The sequence below is a fragment of the Pseudoalteromonas sp. APC 3691 genome (assembly GCF_030408135.1).
GTDB lineage: Bacteria > Pseudomonadota > Gammaproteobacteria > Enterobacterales > Alteromonadaceae > Pseudoalteromonas.
This window is the reverse complement of the sequence record NZ_JASDCB010000074.1, coordinates 1-19,357: the sequence shown is the minus strand read 5'-3', so window position 1 is coordinate 19,357 and position 19,357 is coordinate 1. Positions and strand designations below refer to the sequence as shown.

General features: G+C 39.7%; 16 protein-coding genes and 2 pseudogenes. 5 read left to right on the top strand and 13 right to left on the bottom strand.

Going from position 1 to position 19,357, the window contains the following annotated elements:
* Positions 1 to 283: 283 nt before the first annotated feature.
* From rplT to thrS, 4 genes are all read right to left on the bottom strand, one after another.
* Positions 284 to 643, bottom strand: coding sequence for a 50S ribosomal protein L20 (gene rplT / locus QL998_RS17960; protein WP_002960711.1), 360 nt, complete (start codon positions 641 to 643; stop codon positions 284 to 286).
* 15 nt (positions 644 to 658) lie between these two features.
* Positions 659 to 859, bottom strand: a complete 201-nt coding sequence (gene rpmI / locus QL998_RS17955) for a 50S ribosomal protein L35 (RefSeq protein ID WP_002960713.1) — start codon at positions 857 to 859, stop codon at positions 659 to 661.
* 212 nt (positions 860 to 1,071) lie between these two features.
* Positions 1,072 to 1,632, bottom strand: coding sequence for a translation initiation factor IF-3 (infC, locus tag QL998_RS17950; RefSeq protein ID WP_002960714.1), 561 nt, complete (start codon positions 1,630 to 1,632; stop codon positions 1,072 to 1,074).
* A 59-nt stretch (positions 1,633 to 1,691) separates the two neighbouring features.
* A complete protein-coding gene (thrS, locus tag QL998_RS17945) occupies positions 1,692 to 3,602 on the bottom strand; it encodes a threonine--tRNA ligase (RefSeq protein WP_290193204.1) in 1,911 nt (636 codons plus the stop codon).
* A 355-nt stretch (positions 3,603 to 3,957) separates the two neighbouring features.
* On the opposite strand from thrS, the gene QL998_RS17940 reads away from it, so the two are divergent.
* Together QL998_RS17940 and QL998_RS17935 are read left to right on the top strand one after the other, a co-directional pair.
* Positions 3,958 to 4,404, top strand: a complete 447-nt coding sequence (locus QL998_RS17940) for a DUF3010 family protein (protein WP_007582681.1) — start codon at positions 3,958 to 3,960, stop codon at positions 4,402 to 4,404.
* A 185-nt stretch (positions 4,405 to 4,589) separates the two neighbouring features.
* Positions 4,590 to 6,331, top strand: a pseudogene (locus tag QL998_RS17935) (AMP-binding protein).
* Between the two features lie 142 nt (positions 6,332 to 6,473).
* Here QL998_RS17935 and hflX read toward each other — a convergent pair.
* The 7 genes from hflX to QL998_RS17900 all read right to left on the bottom strand — a co-directional run bounded on the left by hflX (position 6,474) and on the right by QL998_RS17900 (position 14,501).
* Positions 6,474 to 7,823 carry a GTPase HflX gene (gene hflX, locus QL998_RS17930; protein ID WP_290193203.1) on the bottom strand — a complete coding sequence of 450 codons (1,350 nt, stop codon included), beginning with the start codon at positions 7,821 to 7,823 and terminating at the stop codon, positions 6,474 to 6,476.
* 198 nt (positions 7,824 to 8,021) lie between these two features.
* The gene (gene gdhA, locus QL998_RS17925) at positions 8,022 to 9,374 is read right to left on the bottom strand and encodes an NADP-specific glutamate dehydrogenase (protein WP_154903197.1); all 1,353 of its coding nucleotides are present in this window, start codon (positions 9,372 to 9,374) and stop codon (positions 8,022 to 8,024) included.
* Between the two features lie 373 nt (positions 9,375 to 9,747).
* The gene (locus QL998_RS17920) at positions 9,748 to 10,221 is read right to left on the bottom strand and encodes a DUF1456 family protein (protein WP_290193202.1); all 474 of its coding nucleotides are present in this window, start codon (positions 10,219 to 10,221) and stop codon (positions 9,748 to 9,750) included.
* Positions 10,222 to 10,338: 117 nt separating this feature from the next.
* Complete coding sequence (locus QL998_RS17915) at positions 10,339 to 11,583, bottom strand: lipoprotein-releasing ABC transporter permease subunit (protein WP_182195549.1); 1,245 nt, start codon at positions 11,581 to 11,583, stop codon at positions 10,339 to 10,341.
* Entirely contained in the window at positions 11,573 to 12,271 is a 699-nt protein-coding gene (gene lolD / locus QL998_RS17910; RefSeq protein WP_182195546.1) for a lipoprotein-releasing ABC transporter ATP-binding protein LolD, read from the bottom strand. The genes QL998_RS17915 and lolD overlap by 11 nt, the downstream gene beginning before the upstream one ends.
* Positions 12,264 to 13,481, bottom strand: coding sequence for a lipoprotein-releasing ABC transporter permease subunit (locus tag QL998_RS17905; protein ID WP_290193201.1), 1,218 nt, complete (start codon positions 13,479 to 13,481; stop codon positions 12,264 to 12,266). The genes lolD and QL998_RS17905 overlap by 8 nt, the downstream gene beginning before the upstream one ends.
* 147 nt (positions 13,482 to 13,628) lie before the next feature.
* On the bottom strand, positions 13,629 to 14,501 hold the full coding sequence (locus tag QL998_RS17900) for a LysR family transcriptional regulator (protein WP_290193200.1): 873 nt from the start codon (positions 14,499 to 14,501) through the stop codon (positions 13,629 to 13,631).
* A gap of 129 nt (positions 14,502 to 14,630) precedes the next feature.
* Between QL998_RS17900 and QL998_RS17895 the strand changes: the two genes are divergently transcribed.
* Positions 14,631 to 15,752, top strand: a complete 1,122-nt coding sequence (locus QL998_RS17895) for an S-(hydroxymethyl)glutathione dehydrogenase/class III alcohol dehydrogenase (protein WP_165723406.1) — start codon at positions 14,631 to 14,633, stop codon at positions 15,750 to 15,752.
* 72 nt (positions 15,753 to 15,824) lie between these two features.
* Positions 15,825 to 16,667 (top strand): S-formylglutathione hydrolase, encoded by an 843-nt coding sequence (gene fghA / locus QL998_RS17890; protein WP_290193199.1) that lies wholly within the window; start codon positions 15,825 to 15,827, stop codon positions 16,665 to 16,667.
* Here fghA and QL998_RS17885 read toward each other — a convergent pair.
* Positions 16,621 to 16,959 (bottom strand): hypothetical protein, encoded by a 339-nt coding sequence (locus QL998_RS17885; protein ID WP_154903207.1) that lies wholly within the window; start codon positions 16,957 to 16,959, stop codon positions 16,621 to 16,623. The genes fghA and QL998_RS17885 overlap by 47 nt on opposite strands.
* 72 nt (positions 16,960 to 17,031) lie before the next feature.
* Positions 17,032 to 18,548, bottom strand: a pseudogene (locus tag QL998_RS17880) (BCCT family transporter).
* Between the two features lie 213 nt (positions 18,549 to 18,761).
* Here QL998_RS17880 and QL998_RS17875 point away from each other — a divergent pair.
* Positions 18,762 to 19,178, top strand: coding sequence for an MgtC/SapB family protein (locus QL998_RS17875; protein ID WP_024590122.1), 417 nt, complete (start codon positions 18,762 to 18,764; stop codon positions 19,176 to 19,178).
* The last annotated feature ends 179 nt before the right edge of the window (positions 19,179 to 19,357 follow it).

The window sequence follows — 19,357 nt, the reverse complement described above, 5'->3', positions numbered from 1 at the left end:
CCCACCCTCAAGCACAGTATTGGTCTGACTAAGTATAGGGCGTTGCGCTATTTTGCACGCTGACCCACCAATACTGCCGAAACAGGTTACGGTTAGTTGTGTACCTCTAACTTCTTATGGCTTCCTTCAGACCCCACCGTTGGCCAGTGACGCCCTTGCCATTCAGATTATCTTCCCCTTAGTCAGGGTGATAAGGCATCTTTCAGCCTATCGGGTTTGCCAGCTTCGCTGGGCAAACAAAAAAGGAGCCATAGGCTCCTTTTTAATACTTATATGAAAAAGCTTAAGCGGCTAGGCCTTCTTTTGCTTTTTCTACAAGCGCTGCGAATGCAACTTGGTCATAAACAGCGATATCTGCAAGGATCTTACGATCGATTTCTACAGATGTCTTTTTAAGACCATTGATAAAACGGCTGTAAGACAGACCATTTTGACGTGAAGCAGCATTGATACGTGCAATCCATAATTGACGGAAAGTACGTTTCTTCGCACGACGGTCACGGTAAGCGTATTGACCCGCTTTAGTAACAGCCTGGAAAGCTACGCGGTAAACACGTGAACGAGCTCCGTAGTAACCTTTTGCTTGTTTTAAAACTTTTTTGTGACGTGCACGTGCGACAACGCCGCGTTTAACTCTTGCCATTTCTAAAAACCCCTATTAAGCGAACGGTAACATACGAGAAACTAGACCATGGTCATTTTTATGAACCATCATCTTAGGACGTAGGTGTAACTTACGCTTAGAAGTTTTCTTAGTCAGAATATGACGAAGATGCGCTTGTTTACGCTTGAAACCGCCAGAAGCAGTCTTTTTGAAACGCTTAGCAGCGCCACTGTGACTTTTTAGCTTATAAGCCATTGCAATAACTCCAAATTGTATTGCTTTTAAATTAGTAAGCAGGCGTGAGATATATTTCTATAGCTCCACTTTTAGGCCTAACTTACTGCCATGTTCCGGTGAAGACCCAGCATAAATGCCGCAATCTTACTTTAATACCGGTTAACTCAGGTGAATATTCGCATATTACTTGCAGACCTGAGCTAATTTCGGTGCGTATTATCGCTTAAAAATTATTTTTTAGCAACAGGCGCCATCATCATAACCATTTGGCGACCTTCAACACGATTTGGGAAAGACTCAACTACTGCAAGTTCTTCTAAATCGGCTTTGATACGGTTTAATAATTCTATACCAATTTCTTGGTGAGCCATTTCACGACCACGGAAGCGGATAGTAATCTTAGCTTTATCGCCAGCTTCTAAGAACTTACGTAAGTTGCGAAGCTTAACCTGATAATCACCTTCATCCGTACCAGGACGGAATTTGATTTCTTTTATCTGGATTTGCTTTTGCTTCTTCTTCTGCTCTTTTAGTTCTTTGCTTTTTTCAAAGATGAACTTACCGTAATCCATGATTCTACAAACAGGCGGCTCAGCGTTTGGACTGATCTCAACAAGATCAACACCCGCTGCATCGGCCATAGTTTGCGCGTCTTGTAATGACTGAATTCCAGCTTGTTCGCCTTCAATGTCAATTAAACGAACTTCTTGCGCTGTAATTTCTTCGTTAATACGATTTTTTTGAGCTGTTTGTTGCCCTTTCTTGCCGCCTCTAATAGTACGTTCCTCCAAGAATATCAATAATATAAGCGTGTAATTGGCTGTTTGTTAATGCCTTACACGCTCGATTTTTACTGTCGATTTTTAATTTCTTCGCTAATTTTAGCTACAAAATCATCAACATTAAATTTGCCAAGGTCTTCACCTGTGCGAGTACGCACTGCTACTTCTTGTTGTTCAACTTCTTTATCGCCAATAACAAGCAAGTATGGAATACGCTTCAGTGTATGCTCACGGATTTTAAAGCCAATCTTCTCATTTCTCAAGTCAGCAGCGGCTCTAATTCCAAGTTTATTTAATTTTTGTACAACTTCTTTAACATAAGGAGCCTGTTTATCGGTAATATTCATAATTACCACTTGCTTTGGCGCAAGCCACGTCGGGAATAAACCAGCGTACTCTTCAGTTAAAATGCCAATAAAGCGTTCAATAGAACCTAAAATAGCACGATGTATCATTACAGGTGTACGACGTTCGTTATTTTCTGCTACATAAGTAGCGCCTAAACGCCCCGGTAATGCAAAGTCTAATTGCACTGTACCACACTGCCACGCTCTGTCTAAACAATCGTATAAAGTAAATTCAATCTTCGGACCATAAAACGCGCCTTCACCCGGAAGATAATCAAATTCAATATCGTTTAGCTTAAGTGCTTCGGCTAAAGCAAGCTCTGCTTTATCCCACATATGGTCTTCACCAATGCGTTGTTCTGGGCGAGTAGATAGCTTAACTACAATCTTCTCAAATCCGAATGTTTCATATGTATCATAAACCATCTTAATACACGCTGAAACTTCGTCCATTATCTGCTCTTCGGTACAGAAAATGTGAGCATCATCTTGTGTAAAGCCACGTACACGCATTAAACCGTGTAGTGCACCTGATGGTTCATTACGGTGACAACAACCAAATTCAGCCATACGAAGTGGTAAATCACGGTACGATTTTAAACCCTGGTTAAAGATCTGCACGTGTCCTGGGCAGTTCATTGGTTTAATCGCGTATTCACGCTTTTCAGACTCAGTGGTAAACATTGCTTCTGAATATTTTTCCCAGTGACCTGATTTTTCCCAAAGTGAACGGTCCATCATCATTGGACCTTTTACTTCTTCGTACTCATATTCGCGTAACTTTTCACGTACAAATTCTTCAAGCTCGCGGTAAATGCTCCAACCATCGTTGTGCCAAAATACCATGCCTGGCGCTTCTTCTTGCCAATGCCATAAATCAAGCGCTTTACCAATACGGCGGTGATCGCGTTTTTCAGCTTCTTCAAGGCGTTTTAAATACGCTTTAAGTTGCTTTTTATCGCCCCACGCTGTGCCGTAAATGCGTTGTAGCATTTTGTTTTCTGAATCACCACGCCAATATGCACCCGCAACTTTCATTATTTTGAAGTTTTGGCAAAATTTCATGTTAGGAACGTGAGGTCCACGACACATGTCTACATATTCTTCGTGATGATATAATCCTGGGCGGTCATCTTTAGCGATGTTTTCGTCCAGAATTTCTATTTTGTATGTTTCGCCACGCGCTTCAAATGTATCGCGTGCTTCTTGCCAGCTTACTGTTTTTTTCACTACGTCGTAGTTGGTTTTTGCAAGTTGCAACATACGCTTTTCAATTGCTTCAAGATCATCTTGTGATAATGAATGTTCCATATCGATATCGTAGTAAAAACCGTTATCAATGGTAGGACCAATTGCCATTTTCGCGTCTGGGAAAAGTTGCTTAACTGCATGACCAATTAAGTGAGCACAAGAGTGACGAATGATTTCAAGGCCGTCATCGTCTTTAGCGGTAATGATCTCAAGACGAGAGTCTTCACAAATTTTATCACATGCATCAACACGGTCGCCATTAACACGACCCGCAATGGTCGCTTTAGCTAAACCTGGGCCAATATCGTTTGCAACATCAAGCGTGCTTACAGGGTTTTCAAAACTACGTTGACTTCCGTCTGGAAGAGTAATAACTGGCATTATAAATCCTTGCTACAGTGGTGACACCTACAATGTATCACGTGTATTTTTAATAAATTAAATGAGAATGAGTCGACAACGCTTTTACGAATAAGCATTGACTAATAAATGTAGATGCAGAGTCTGTACAACTACAAAGATATATTGTCGCGTGCTGCGCATTTAATTACAAGTTTTAAGGGGTGAAATCCACCCGTTTTGAGCACAAAATGTAACTTTTAGAGCAAAAAAAATCATTTCATTAAAATATAAAATCATCAACACACTAATTACGCACCTACAACTATACCTACACTCGCATTTTAATGTGTGTTGCGTATAATACTGCGTAATTAAGTTATTTTAGAGAATAGACATGAGAACATGTGGTGTAGAAATTACCGGTAGTGATGTACTACTTTGTATTTTAAGTAAAGATAATGACGTATTTGATATTCGCGATGTGCGCCAAACACGCTTTACCTTAGGTAACGGTAACGACACTGAAGTAATGCGTAAATTTCAATTCGATTTTGCAAAACTAATGCAAGATTACCAAATTGATTCTGTTGCAATCCGTGAGCGTCAGCCTAAAGGTAAATTTGCTGGCAGCGCAAAAGGATTCAAAATGGAAACTGCGATTCAATTAATCGACAATTTAGACGTACGTTTATTTACCACAACTGAAATTAAAGAACAGGTAAAGCGTAATCCTATTCCTATTGATTTTGAAGAAACAGGCCTTAAAAAGTACCAAGAAAATGCTTTTGTAAACGCTTACGTTTACATAATGAAAAAAACATACCGCAGCGACGAAATGTAAAGTTATTGCTCGTTTAAAAACGCGTACTTACAGTGTAAGACGCGTTTTTTTGTATCTAAAAAGTATTATTAGCTTTTATTAATCTAATAATACATTAGTCTAACTGCACTTCTCTTTGTCGACAATATGTGTTTATTTTAACTTTGTAGTTTACATAACTCACACACATTTTCATGGAGAGAGCAATGCACACACACACTATTGCGGTAAAAGAAGTAGAACAAATAAATCACTTACCGTTATCGCAAAGCTATTTAAAGGTATACAAAGCACACCTTTAACAAATTCAACTATAGGCGAGTACTTTGACTTTATTGTCGACAAAAATCCAGAGGCGTTAGCTGTTGTAGTTCATCACCAGGGTATTCGCTTAACGTATAAAGAATTTCAAAAAGAAGTTAATCAACTTGCTATGGGGTTGCTGGCACTTGGCGTGAAACCAGGCGAGCGTGTTGGTATTTGGTCTCCTAATAATATTGAGTGGTGCTTAACCCAATTTGCAACCGCAAAAATTGGCGCAATAATGGTTTGCATAAACCCTGCATATCGCCCTAACGAATTACAATACGCCTTAAATAGTGTTGAATGCTCTACTCTAATCACAGCATCAAACTTTAAAGGCAGTGATTATTTAGAAATGCTCAATGGTTTGGCTCCAGAACTTGCAACTTGCGATAAAGGCACACTCAATTTAAAAGCACTGCCCACTCTTAAAAATATAATCCGCATTGGCGATGAAGCATCTCCTGGTATGTACTCTTTTAATGATGTTATTAACTTGCCAACATCGGCACATGAGCTTGAATTAAAAGCAATAGGTGCAAACTTAAATGCTGAGCAAGACATCAATATACAATTTACATCAGGCACAACAGGCACAACAGGCAACCCAAAAGGCGCAACGCTCACGCATAAAAACATTTTAAATAATGCGCTATTCGTCGCCGAATCTATGCACTTTACGAGCGATGACAAGTTATGTATCCCTATCCCATTATATCATTGCTTTGCAATGGTATTGGGTAGCTTATTGTGTGTTAGTAAAGGTGCAGCAGCCATTTACCCAGGCGATTCATTCGATGCAAAAACCACACTAGATGTAGTTCAACAAGAAGGATGTACAGCGCTGCACGGTGTACCTACTATGTTTATTAGTGAGCTTGAGCTAAGTAATTTTAACGATTATGACTTAAGTACTTTACGCACGGGTGTAATGGCAGGCTCTACATGCCCAGAGCAAGTAATGCGCAAAGTACAAACACAAATGAACATGCATCAAGTACTGATTGCTTACGGGCAAACGGAGTGCAGCACCATAAACAACATTACCGAAACAGACTCTTCAATAGAGCGGCAAGTAACGACGGTTGGCCGCGCACTTGCCCATACTGAGGTTAAAATAATTGACGAACTGGGTAACATTCAAAAAATTGGTCAACCTGGCGAAGTGTGTAGTAAAGGTCCAGGCATAATGCGCTGCTATTGGAATGACGATGCTAAAACAAAAGCCACAATAGATGAAAGTGGTTGGCTACACTCTGGCGATTTAGGTGTCATGGATACAGAAGGATTTGTCACGATTGTTGGCCGCATTAAAGATATGATTATTCGCGGCGGCGAAAACATTTACCCTCGAGAAATAGAAGAAGTGCTTTACACCTACCCGGGCATTCAAGATGCTGCCATATTTGGTATAACAGATGAAAGGTATGGCGAGGAAGTGTGCGCTTGGATCCAACCAAAAGAAGACGCTGTGCTTGATGAGCAAGCAATTCGTGAGTTTTTAAAAGACAAACTAGCCTATTTTAAAATGCCACGACATATCCGTTTTGTAGAAAACTACCCAATGACGGTAACAGGTAAACTGCAAAAATTTAAAATGCGTGAGCAAATGCAAGAAGAGCTAAGCGATAAGGCTTTTTCCTAGTTTCGTCTCTAAGTAACTGAGGCTCTGGATAGGGAATTTATCTCAGAGCTATGTTCAGAGCTAGAAGCGTTAAATTTACGTATATTAGGACTAATACTAAAAAGCACAGCCAATTGGCTGTGCTTTTTATGTACTGAATTTATTATAAATTCAGCATTCTCTTTTTTAAACGTTCTAAATCAATCGCACTCGAGCGCACTGTTAATTTAATATGGCTGTATTCATATTCTTCTTTAACAACACTCATACTCGATCGGATTTCGCCCACGATACCTTTGGCTGTGTACGGTATAACAATCTCTTCTTCAATCATGTCCTCTTGAGCAATGCCAATAATATATTTGTGCAATTTACTAATATCATCTGGATTACGCGTAGAGGTCATCATCGCATCAGGAAATTCATCCATTAGCGACTGCTGCTGCTCAGTACTTAATTGGTCTGACTTATTCAGTACTAATAATTTTTTGCTGCCTTCCACCCCAACTTCTGCCAGTACTTTATGTACTACTTCAAGTTGTGAGCGAAAAGAAGGATCTGAAGCATCTACAACATACAGCAATAACGACGCATCATGTGCCTCAGCGAGCGTTGAATGAAATGAAGCCACCAAATCATGAGGTAATTTTTTAATAAAACCAACCGTATCTGAAACCAATATACGTGGCTGCGTAATCGGGTACAGTGCGCGAACAGTCGTATCTAGCGTTGCAAAGAGTTTATTTTCGCCTTCTACATCACTACCTGTAATTGCGCGCATCATTGATGACTTGCCCGCATTGGTGTACCCAATTAAAGCCACTGAAAATAGCTCAGAGCGCTGCGTACGTCTGTCCATCATTACATCTTGAACACTAACAAGCTCACGCTTTAATTCTGCTAATTGATCGCGCACCTTACGGCGATTAAGCTCAAGTGTGGTTTCACCCGTACCTTTACCCATTTGGCGTTCTTTATCACCTGTTGATGTTTCACGAAGCCGTGGCGCTACATAATTAAGGCGAGCAATTTCAACTTGTAGTTTTGCAGTTTTAGTACGCGCATGTCGGCTAAATATTTCAATGATAATACCGGTGCGATCAAATACTTCTACACCCAGCTGGTTCTCAACATTACGTAGTTGAGAAGGCGTTAAATCACAGTCAAATACCACTACATCGGCACATGCAAAATCTAAATCGTTTGATGGAATTTCTGACGATATTTCGGTTAAAGGGTCTTCATCAAGTAAATTATCTTCTTGCTCGTCTTCAACCATCCCTTTATTGCCGGTAAGATGTGCTATTTCAGCTAGTTTTCCTGAGCCTAGTACATTAACTTTTTGGGTAGAACTTTGCTTTTGCGATTGTGTACCTACTACTTTAAAGCCTAACGTAGTTACCAAACGAGCAAGCTCTGCAAGCGACTCTGTTGCTTCGTCACCTTTAAATTGTGGTGTACTAATAGAAATAAGTAACGCATTAGGAAGTGATGGTTTTGCAGTTAGTTGCATAATTTTTTGTCTTAATGCACCTAAAGTGCAAACCTAATTTTCATTCGAAAGTAACTTGATCCTACGCTGTTATAGCCCAGCTTTATAGGGTTATAGTTCACTAATGGCGTTAATATTTAAAACTAACCATAATATACTCAATTTTATGGCTAGTTTTAAAATCACATTATAGTAAAGCCTTATTGTTCAGCTTTAATATTAAACGACGCCCTGCTCAATCATTGCATCGGCGACGCGCTTAAAGCCTGCAATGTTAGCGCCTAATAAAAGGTTTCCAGGCTCACCAAATTCTGTAGCAGTGTCGTTGGCGGTAACAAATATATTTTTCATAATTTGTTTTAGCTTTTCGTCAACTTCTTCAAAGGTCCAACTTTGCATACTCGCATTTTGTGCCATTTCTAATTGGCTTGTTGCAACGCCGCCGGCATTGGCCGCTTTACCTGGTCCATACGCAATTTTTGCAGCAATAAAGCAATCAATAGCCTCTTTTGTTGAAGGCATGTTTGCGCCTTCACTTACTAATAAACAACCGCCGGATAATAATGCGTTAGCGTCTGCCTGTGTTAATTCATTTTGTGTGGCGCACGGAAAAGCAGCGGCAGCATTAAAGCGCCAAACAGCGTGCCCATCTTTAGGGTAGTCATTTACAGGAATATAAATAGCATCGGGGTGAGTTTGTTTATATGCGCTCAAGCAATCACGCGATTGCTCTTTCAAACATTTAATAAGATTTAAATCTATACCCGATTCATGATACACAGTGCCACGAGAGTCGCTGCAACTTACTGGTGTTGCCCCCATTTGATAAAGCTTTTCCATAGCATAAATAGCAACATTACCTGCGCCCGAGACCAAGCAGCGCTTACCTTGTAGGCTATCGCCGCGCGCTTGCAGCATGTAGTCAGCAAAATAAACAGCGCCGTATCCCGTGGCTTCTTTTCGTACAAGCGATCCACCCCACAATAAGCTTTTACCTGTTAAAACACCTTCATAGCGCCCAGTCAAACGCTTATATTGACCAAACAAGTAACCTATTTCTCTTGCCCCTACTCCAATGTCTCCAGCGGGTACGTCGGTTGTAGGGCCAATATGGCGATAGAGCTCGCTCATAAATGATTGGCAAAAACGCATTATTTCAGCATCTGAGCGCCCTTTTGGATCAAAGTTTGCCCCGCCTTTACCACCACCGATCGGTAAACCTGTTAAAGCATTTTTAAATATTTGCTCAAACCCTAAAAATTTAATTATGCTGGCATTCACACTTGGGTGAAAACGTAAGCCACCTTTATAGGGGCCAAGTGCAGAGTTAAACTCAATTCTGTAGCCTTTATTTACCTGAATATTGCCTTCGTCATCAACCCAAGGAACTCTAAACATAATTTGGCGTTCGGGCTCAACTAAGCGTTGTATAATGGCATTTTTTTTGTATTTTTCTGAGTTTTCCAAGATAGGTTCGAGTGATTCAAGTACTTCTTCAACAGCTTGATAAAACTCGCATTGTGCAGGACTACTAGTTTTTAATTGTGCGATTGTGCTATGGATATAATTCATAATTATTCTTCCGTGTTAATAATAAAAGTATTTATCAGATGTTAAAGTAAACGTGATCAAGTTTATGATTCATGCTTTAAGGTCTTAATTTAATATAATTAACTATTACCTTAGCATGAAAAATTGAGATATTTAACGCGAGCTACGTGAATTATTTTTGATTGGAAGTTTGATTTTTATTTATTAAAGATGAATTTAAATTCACAGATTTAAAAACGGAACAGTGCCAAGTGAGTTTCTATATTTTCAAAAGGGAATTTTAGAAGTATTAGGTTAGGTGTGGGTTTGTTTAAAAATATAACAATTAATGGGTTTTATACTGCATTGCGCTCGCAAAAAACCCATTAACTAAAAGCTAATTAGCTAAAACCAGTTACTCAGCAGACTCTTCTGGACGGTGCTGCTTTTGTACGCCGGTTAAAAACAGGCGTAATATTTGATCGTTACAAATACGATAATGTTTGTTATCTATTTTTCGAGAAAATGCGCTTAACTCATGTTTACTTAAATCAAAATCAACAAGTGCAAGTGTTGCTATAACATCTTCTGCTTTCATGTTTAAAGCAATACGTAGCTTCATGAAAATAATATTATTATTTAGCTTCTTCTCAGGCTCTGGTTGCTCACCTTCGCGTTTGCCACGTTGGGTATTAATAAACCCATTTAAAAAGCTAGCAAACTCAGTATCACTTATTGGGGTAAAAGCCTCTTCACCTTCTTTAGTTAACCATGCAATTACTTGCTCTTTGGTGACCGTATGCTCTGCTGATGCAAAAACATTGACCATAGCAGTATCAGTTAAGTTAAAGGTGTAGCGAATGCGGCGTAAAATATCGTTATTAGTCAAAGTAAATCCCAAAGTGAGGTATAGCAACCAAGCAGTTATTGCTTAATTTTAAATAAGCACCTAGTTTAACAGGTTTACTAATACCACCCTATTAATTTTTATCTGAGCTTCTTATACCTAGTTACCAAGCACCTTGGCAGGATCTACGCGCGTTGCTTGCCATGCAGGATAAATAGTGGCAAGTATCGCAAGCACAAACGTAACAATCACTGTAATACCAATGTCTTCAAGTACTAATTTACTTGGTAAAAACTCTATAAAATAAACGCCCTCAAGTGGATTGGCTCCAAATAATTGGCTTATCCACGTAAAAAGCTCACTTATATTAAGCGCTAATACCACACCAATTAGTGTTCCTAGTGCCACGCCTACAAATGCTTGCATTAAGCCTTGCATTACAAAGGTGGCTAAAATAGTACTGTCTTTCGCGCCCATGGTTTTTAAAATTGCGATATTGCCTTGTTTTTCGCGTACTTCCATTACCAAGGAGGACACAATATTAAAACTGGCTACCGCTATAATTAAAAACACCACAATATAAACAATGGTACGTACCATTTGAATATCTTGATAAAGGCTGCCTTGGGTTCTAAACCAACTGGAAACATACACGTAGTCGTCAATAGTTTGGCCCACTTTTAGCGCTATTTGGTGCGCCGAAAACACATCATCAACACTTAACCGCAGCCCTGTTACTTGAGTTTCATCGTAACCCAATGTTTGCTGCGCTTTATTAAGATGTATAAACGCAGCGGTACTATCAATGGGGCCGCCCATTTCTATAACACCTGCAAGGTTAAGTGTTACGCGTTTAGGCGCTAATAATGACTGACCTTTTTGGCCTATTTGCGGAATAAGTAACGTAATGTTGTCGCCTACTTTTGCATCTAACTGTTTTACTATTTGCTTACCTAAAATTACATCGTCAAGGCCTAACTGGCTCACTAACTTACCACTAGTAAACTGATTTACCGCCGATACATTACTCTCGAGCGATGGCTCAACACCTCGAATTTCTATCGCTTTTAGCTGGCTTTTATATTGCGCCATTCCGTTAACGGCAATAAATGGCGCAGCCCCTGTTACATGCGGTTGTGTTTGTAAATCCTCTACCTTTTGCGGCCAATTTGCAATGGGTCTACTTGGTGCTACATATTCAACCTGCGGCACAACACTTAGCAATCTATGTACTAGTTGCTGCTCAAAACCATTAATTACCGACAGCGCCACAATTAAAACTGCGACACCTAATAAAATACCAATAGTCGACGCTTTAGCGATAAAACTAACAAAGCCGTTTTTTTCATCTTTGTGGCCTGAATAGGCTCTAAAACGTTTACTTAAAAATGCACTAAGCAACATGCTGCGACTCTTTAATAGCTAGTTTTCCATCGTCTAAATAAGCTATTTTGCCTAGCTTATCGGCAAGTTCTAAATCGTGTGTAACTACCACAAAACTGGTGTTTAAGCTTTGGTTAAGCTCATTAATTAAATCGTAAATTTTAATCGCATTTTGTTTATCTAAATTACCGGTTGGTTCATCAGCAAGCACAAGCGCAGGTTTTGTAACCAATGCACGGGCAATTGCCACGCGTTGGCGCTCTCCACCAGAAAGCGCAGACGGTTTATGCGAGCTGCGATGTGCAAGGCCTACTTTTTCGAGCATATCGAGCGCTTGAGCTTTGGCTTCTTTTGCACTCAAGCCTTTAATTAATAATGGCATAGCCACGTTTTCAACTGCGCTAAACTCCATTAATAAGTGATGAAATTGATAGATAAAGCCCAAATTTTTGTTTCTAAATGCGGCTTGCTCTGTTCGCGAAAGTTTTGCAACTTCTTGGTTTTTAATTTTAGCGCTACCTGAGCTTGCAGTATCTAATGTGCCAAGTATGTGTAAAAGCGTACTTTTACCAGAGCCAGAGCTCCCTACAATAGCGAGCATCTCACCTTGCTGCAGCGCTAAATCAACACCTTTTAATACTTCAACTTGGTTGCTGCCATCTTGATAAACTTTACTTAAATTTTCACAACTAATTACTAAATCATTCATAACGTAATACCTCTGCTGGTTTTACTTTTGCGGCTTTACGCGCAGGATATAAGGTAGCTAAAAAGCTCATAGCAATACTGGCAAACGCTATTATTACTAAACTCAAAATATCAAATTTTACCGGAAGCTCTATACCCGCCAATAAGTTTAAGCCCACTAATGCAAGTAGCTCATTTATATATAAACTAAATATTACACCTAAAAATGCGCCTATTGCGGTACCAATTACGCCGTTATATAAGCCTTGCACCATAAACACTTTTTGCACTTGCGAAGGTGTTAAACCTAACGTTTGTAGTATGGCTACCTCACCTTGTTTTTCGCTTACCATCATGGTCAGTGCTGATACAATATTAAACACAGCGACCAATACAATGAGGGCAAGCAACATAGACATAATGCGTTTTTCCATAGCAACGGCTGCAAATAGAGTACCTTGGGTACTGCGCCAATCACTGTAATTGTGATCTTTTAAAATACGTTGGCTTGCTTCAATAAATTCATCTAGTTCGAAAGGTTCGTGCAATGAAACACTTAAATTTGGTGCGGTGTTTTTATCCAGCTTTAACACCCGCTGTAGTGAAGCGCCACTCGTAAACGCAAGTGCCATATCTATCTCAGATCCGGTTTCATATATTGCGGCAACTTTAAATAAACGCTGGCTGGGTACTCGCCCAAGAGGTGTATACGTTGAAGCATTAGGCATAATAACGCGAAGCTTATCACCCACGCTAACGCCTAATTTACGACTCAAATAACGGCTTATAGCAATGTTGTAATTTTTGTTTAATACAGTTTTCCAATCGCATTGCACTATTTTATCGGTAATTTTATACAAAGAACCACTATCGTTATAAAGGCCTTGTAGTAAAACGCCGTGCAAGTCTTTATTTGTTTGCAAAATAGCTTCGCCGTGGCGATATAAGCTTACATGATCAACATAAGGAGATTGTTCGAGGTCGGTTTTAAGGGTGCCCATTTGGGTGGCAGTGTTTTTACCTGCGCTAACTTCAACATGCGGAATAAGTCCGAGCATATTGGTTTTGAGGCTATTTTCAAACCCGTTCATTACACTGCTTACCGTAAATAATGCCATTAAACCAATAGCGATACCGGCAATAGAAAAAAACGAAATAAACGATATAAACGCATTTCCTTTAGATGAGCGACTATATCTAAGCCCTATAAATAAGCTAACCGGTTGAAACATATTATTTTTAACACTTATCGTAAAAGTATTGAGCAATAGTAGCACGAAAAAAGTGCCTTTGGGTATGGCGTAAAATGTAAGAAATAATTTAAAAATCTGATACTTGGCTATATTTACAGCAATACATGCCTAACCATTAATTCGCGGTTAAGCTTTCAGCCCTTTAACTAAATAATCGAGCAATACCCGTACATTAGTCGCCACAAACTGCCTTGGTGGATATACGCCCCATACCCCTTCTTGCTGTGGTTGATAGGGTGTTAAAATAGGCACCAATTGCCCTGAGTTAATTTCGTTTTCAATGTAGTAGTCTGGGAGTTGTACAATACCGAGCCCCTTTTTTGCGCCATCCACCAGCGCCCAACCACTATTACACTGTAGCCGCCCTGCTATTTTAATGTGTTTATCGCGCCCATTTTCGTTTACGCGCCAGTAGCTACTATTCCCAATTAAACATTCATGGCTGTTTAGCTCGCCTAAAGTATGCGGCTCACCAAATCGCGTTAAATACTGCGGTGCAGCGCACATAATAAAACGCCGCGCACTTAACCTACGCGCTTTTAAGCTCGAATCTTTTAAATGCCCTAACCTTATGGCTAAATCAAATCCGCCCTCTAATAAGTTTTCTTGCTCGTTACTTAGTGTGGCAACAACTTCTACCTCGGGATGCTCCTTCATAAAATTATGCACTATGGGCATAATAAAGCTCTCTCCGTACATAACTGGTGCTGTGAGCTTTATTTTACCTTTAGGCGTACTTTGTTGCTGAGCAAGGCCTTGAGTTGCCTCGTCCATAGCGTGTTGTAAGTGCTTTATTTGATGTAAGTACACTTCGCCTTCTTTGGTTAAAACCACTTTACGGGTTGTACGGGTTAAAAGCTGGGTATTTAAACGTTGCTCAAGCGCTGTAACATGGCGGCTAATATGCGCAACCGAAAGTCCAAGCGTTTTTGCAGCCGCAGTAAAGCTGCCCTCCTCCCCTACAGCTATAAACTCATCTATTCCATTCCAACGCGTCATTATTACCATGCTGTAAAAGTGTTTTAATAAAATTGAGATTATCATTGTTTGAGAAACAAATACAATAGCTACATTACCCAAGCAAATTGGGTCTACAATTATTATCTAACCACTACAAAGGATAAACACATGTCAGAATTTATTAAATCAAAAGCAGCTATTGCTTGGGGTCCTAATCAACCACTTAGCGTTGAAGAAGTTGATGTGATGATGCCTAAAAAAGGCGAAGTAATGGTAAAAATTACCGCTACTGGTGTATGTCATACCGATGCATTTACTTTATCAGGTGATGATCCTGAAGGTATTTTCCCTGCTATTTTAGGCCATGAAGGTGCAGGCGTTGTATACGCAATTGGCGAAGGCGTAACCAGTGTTGAAGTTGGGGATCATGTTATTCCTCTATACACTGCTGAATGTGGCGTTTGTAAAATGTGTACTTCAGGTAAAACTAACCTATGTTCTGCTGTGCGCGAAACTCAAGGTAAAGGCCTTATGCCAGACGGCACAACACGCTTTTTTAAAGACGGCCAACCAATATACCACTACATGGGTTGCTCAACGTTTTCTGAGTACACAGTGCTTCCAGAAATTTCACTCGCTAAAGTAAATAAAGAAGCCTCTTTAGAAGAGATTTGTTTACTAGGCTGTGGTGTAACAACAGGTATGGGCGCAGTAACAAACACTGCAAACGTAAAACCTGGCGACACAGTAGCAATTTTTGGCCTTGGTGGTATTGGTTTATCTGCCATTATTGGTGCAAAAATGGCAGGCGCTGGACGTATTATTGGTGTTGATATTAACACCACTAAATTCGATTTAGCGACAAAACTTGGTGCAACTGATTTAATTAATCCAAAAGATTTCGACAAGCCTGTTCAAGAAGTGATTGTTGAAATGACTGACGGTGGCGTTGACTACTCGTTTGAATGTATTGGTAATGTTGATGTAATGCGCTCTGCGCTTGAGTGTTGTCATAAAGGTTGGGGTGAGTCGGTAATTATTGGTGTAGCCGGTGCAGGCCAAGAAATATCAACCCGTCCGTTCCAACTGGTAACTGGGCGTGTATGGCGTGGTAGTGCATTTGGTGGCGTTAAAGGTCGCTCGCAACTACCTGAAATAGTTGAGCGCTACATGGCGGGTGAATTTGCGTTAAACGACTTTATTACTCATACAATGAGCCTTGAACAAATTAACGAAGCGTTTGATTTAATGCACGAAGGTAAAAGTATTCGTACAGTCATTCATTACTAATAAACTGCATTAGTAAAATAGCTTATTAATAAGCCGTAATACTTTTAAGTTTACGGCTTTTAAGGATTAAGTATGTTAGAAAATATCTCAAGTGTAAAAGTGTCTGGCGGTTGGCATAAGCAATATACTCACAGCTCGCAAAGTACACATTGCACTATGCGCTTTGCCGTATTTTTACCACCTGGCGCAAGTGAAGCAAATAAAGTACCGGTACTTTATTGGTTATCAGGTTTAACCTGTACCGACGAAAACTTTATGCAAAAAGCCGGCGCATTTAAAAAAGCAGCTGAGCTGGGTATTGCTATTGTAGCGCCTGACACCAGCCCGCGCGGCGAAAACGTACCCAATGAAGACAGTTACGACTTTGCACAAGGCGCAGGCTTTTACGTAAATGCCACGCAAGCTCCTTACAACACTCATTTTAATATGTACGATTATGTTGTTAGTGAGTTACCAGCACTTATTGAACAACATTTTCCGATAACAAGCACAAAAGCAATTAGTGGTCACTCTATGGGCGGGCACGGTGCATTAATGGTTGCACTTAAAAACCCGACTTCGTTTGTAAGTGCCTCGGCTTTTAGCCCTATTGTAAATCCGATTGAATGTCCTTGGGGTGTAAAAGCATTTACTGGCTATTTAGGAAATGATAAGGCGCTTTGGGCACAGTATGATAGCTGCGAGCTGATGAAAAACGCAGAGCAAGCTCATTACTTACCCATGTTAGTGAGTCAAGGTGATGCTGATGGCTTTTTACAAGAGCAACTTAAGCCAGAAAACTTAGTCGCTATTGCTGATAAAAAAGGCTACCCGCTTACACTTGAAATGCAAGCAGGCTACGATCATAGCTACTTTTTTATAAGCAGCTTTATTGACCAACACTTATTATTTCATCATCAGTTTTTAACTGCATAGGCTCATTAATGTGTAGGGATGACTTTTCTAACTCTACACACTCTTTCAATACTTTACTCACTTGCCTGCATACTTGTACCGTATTGTTATTGCCCTTACCTTTAATAAATTCAACTATAGCCATATCGGCTTCAACACCGAGTTTAGTAAAGCTAAAGCCCTCTTTATCTTTTACAACAGGCCCCGCATTTACTGGGCCAGGTTGAGAGCGCGCTGCCCCATCTAAAATTATACCCGCAGCAGCGCAACCAATTAATACATTTGAAAATAGAATAATCAAAAAAGTACGCATTATTAACCCCACCAATATAATTACCTAAATTATATACAACTTTAAAAATAGCATTGTAAATAAATGTAAGCCTTAGTGCTTAAATTCACGTATGAACTCTTTAATAAAACCAATTAATTGCAATATAAATATAATTAAAAAAGGAAGCGCTCCAATAATAGCAACGCTTCTGTTTAATGGTTCATTGTTTTGTACTAACAAAACAAAAGCGCATAAACCTAGTGCAAACGACCAAACATACAAGCTCCATGTTTGAGCTTCACTTGCACCACTTAATTGGCGAATAACCAAAATAGCTGAGTCTGCTGATGTGGCTACAAAAATGAGTAGAAGCAATAAACTTGACCAAATTAATAGACCGCCTTGCCAGCCTAATTGCTCGAAAAATACAAACAGCCCTTGCGTATAATCGGCTTTAATAGCCTCTAAAATGCCTGCATTGTGAGTTTGATCCCACGCAATTGCAGAGCCCGAAAACACACTAAACCATATAATAGTCACAAAGGTTGGTACAAATACGACACCTAAAATGTATTGCCAAACCGGCCGTCCTTGGCTAATTTTTGCCAAAAACGCACCAACAAACGGGCCCCAAGCTAACCACCAAAAATAGTAATTGTATGTCCAACCTGTTGCCCATGCGGGGTCATTAAGTACGCTTTCAAACTGCCATGTACCTGTGGTTATGAGCTGAATGTAATCCCATGTACCGCCTACAGCTATGTCTATAATTGGCTTTATAGGCACAAAAATTAATAGCCATGCTATAAGTGCAAATGCTAAAAACACATTAAATTTACTAAGAGTTTGAATTCCTTTTTTAAGCCCCAACTTTGCAGAAATGGTATAAAGCAGCGCAATTAAAAAAATTATAATAAACCCCGAAAATAAAGCCGATTCAACCCCTAGCTCAAGCTCGAGCCCTTTACGCAGTAATAAAGTTGAATTAGCAATTGTGCCCACGACACCAAAAAATATTGCAAGTATGGCAATTAATTTAATGCTAAAGCTCAGCTGTAACTGCCAAGCCCGATTAATAACGCCTTTAGTTGCACTGATCACAGGAGCACTAATATCGCCCGCTTTACCACTATTGCGAGTAAGCCCACCTAATACCAAGCCAAATACTGCATAGAGCGCCCATGCATGCGCGCCCCAATTAACTAAGGTAAGCGCCAAACCACTTGTTTGGTGGTTGGGATACAAGCTTTGCTTTAAAGGCGAGTTAACCGTGTGTAGTGCAGGCTCTGCTACTCCCCAAAATATAAGTCCTGAGCCCATCCCTGCTGCAAACAACATAGAAAGCCAACCAAGGTACTAAACTCAACAAGTGCTAGCGCTCCTCCTATTTTTCGTTGCCCTAATGGGCTTATAGCAATAGCTATCACAGAAAAAAGTAACAAGTTTACCAATATAAAAAATGGCGACCCTAAATAACCTAAAATTTTATTAATAGCGGGTTGTAAGTGCTCTGTGAGTAATTCAGGAAATAAAAAAGCAATAACAGATAACCCAACGCAAAATAGTAAGGCTGTTTTTTCAAGCTTAGTGGGTGTGCTTAATGTTTTATTTAAAGGCAAGAGATTCACATAGGTGTCTTTTAGTCTGGATAAAAGAATACGGGGCTTTAAAACTCAGATCAAATTAACTATCGCGTAAAATAGTAATAAAAACATGTAAAAGTTTCCTCAATAGTTCTTGTTAAATACAGGCATTAAAAATAACTCATTGATTAATAGTCATTTATTCCATGGCTTGCTGTTTGCTTATTATTAACAAAGTTAACCAGCACAGGCTCAGTAATGGAAATTGATTTACAGTGGAATGAAATCATCGATAACTTAATACACTTAGGTATTGCATACCTACTTGCACTACCCATGGCTTACGACAGAGAGCGTAGTAATGATGGCGCAGGCCTTCGTACCTTTCCTCTTGTTGCTGTTGCATCGTGTGGGTATGCATTAATTGCTATGTCGGTTTTAGATGGCGCAGAAGCTCAATCAAAAATGTTGCAAGGCATCATTACTGGTATTGGTTTTATTGGCGGTGGCGCAATTTTGAAAAATAACAAATCAACCTCCGGCACAGCAACCGCAGCAAGTATTTGGAATATGGGTTTAATTGGTATAGCCGTAGCGTACAGCCGCTACGAAATAGCAATTTTACTTGCCATTATTAACTTTATAACGCTTAGGTATGTAAAAAAGTTTAAGTAATTTATAAACGGAGTGACTTATTCAATAGGCATTAAAAAAGGCGCTTAAAAAGCTGTCTCTTATACACAAATCCCTGCTAAGAAATTAGCGGGGATTTTTTTGAACTAAATCTCAATGTCATGATCAGATCTTCAAATCTTGTTTGAGGGCACATTATGATTAACGAACATACTCATTGG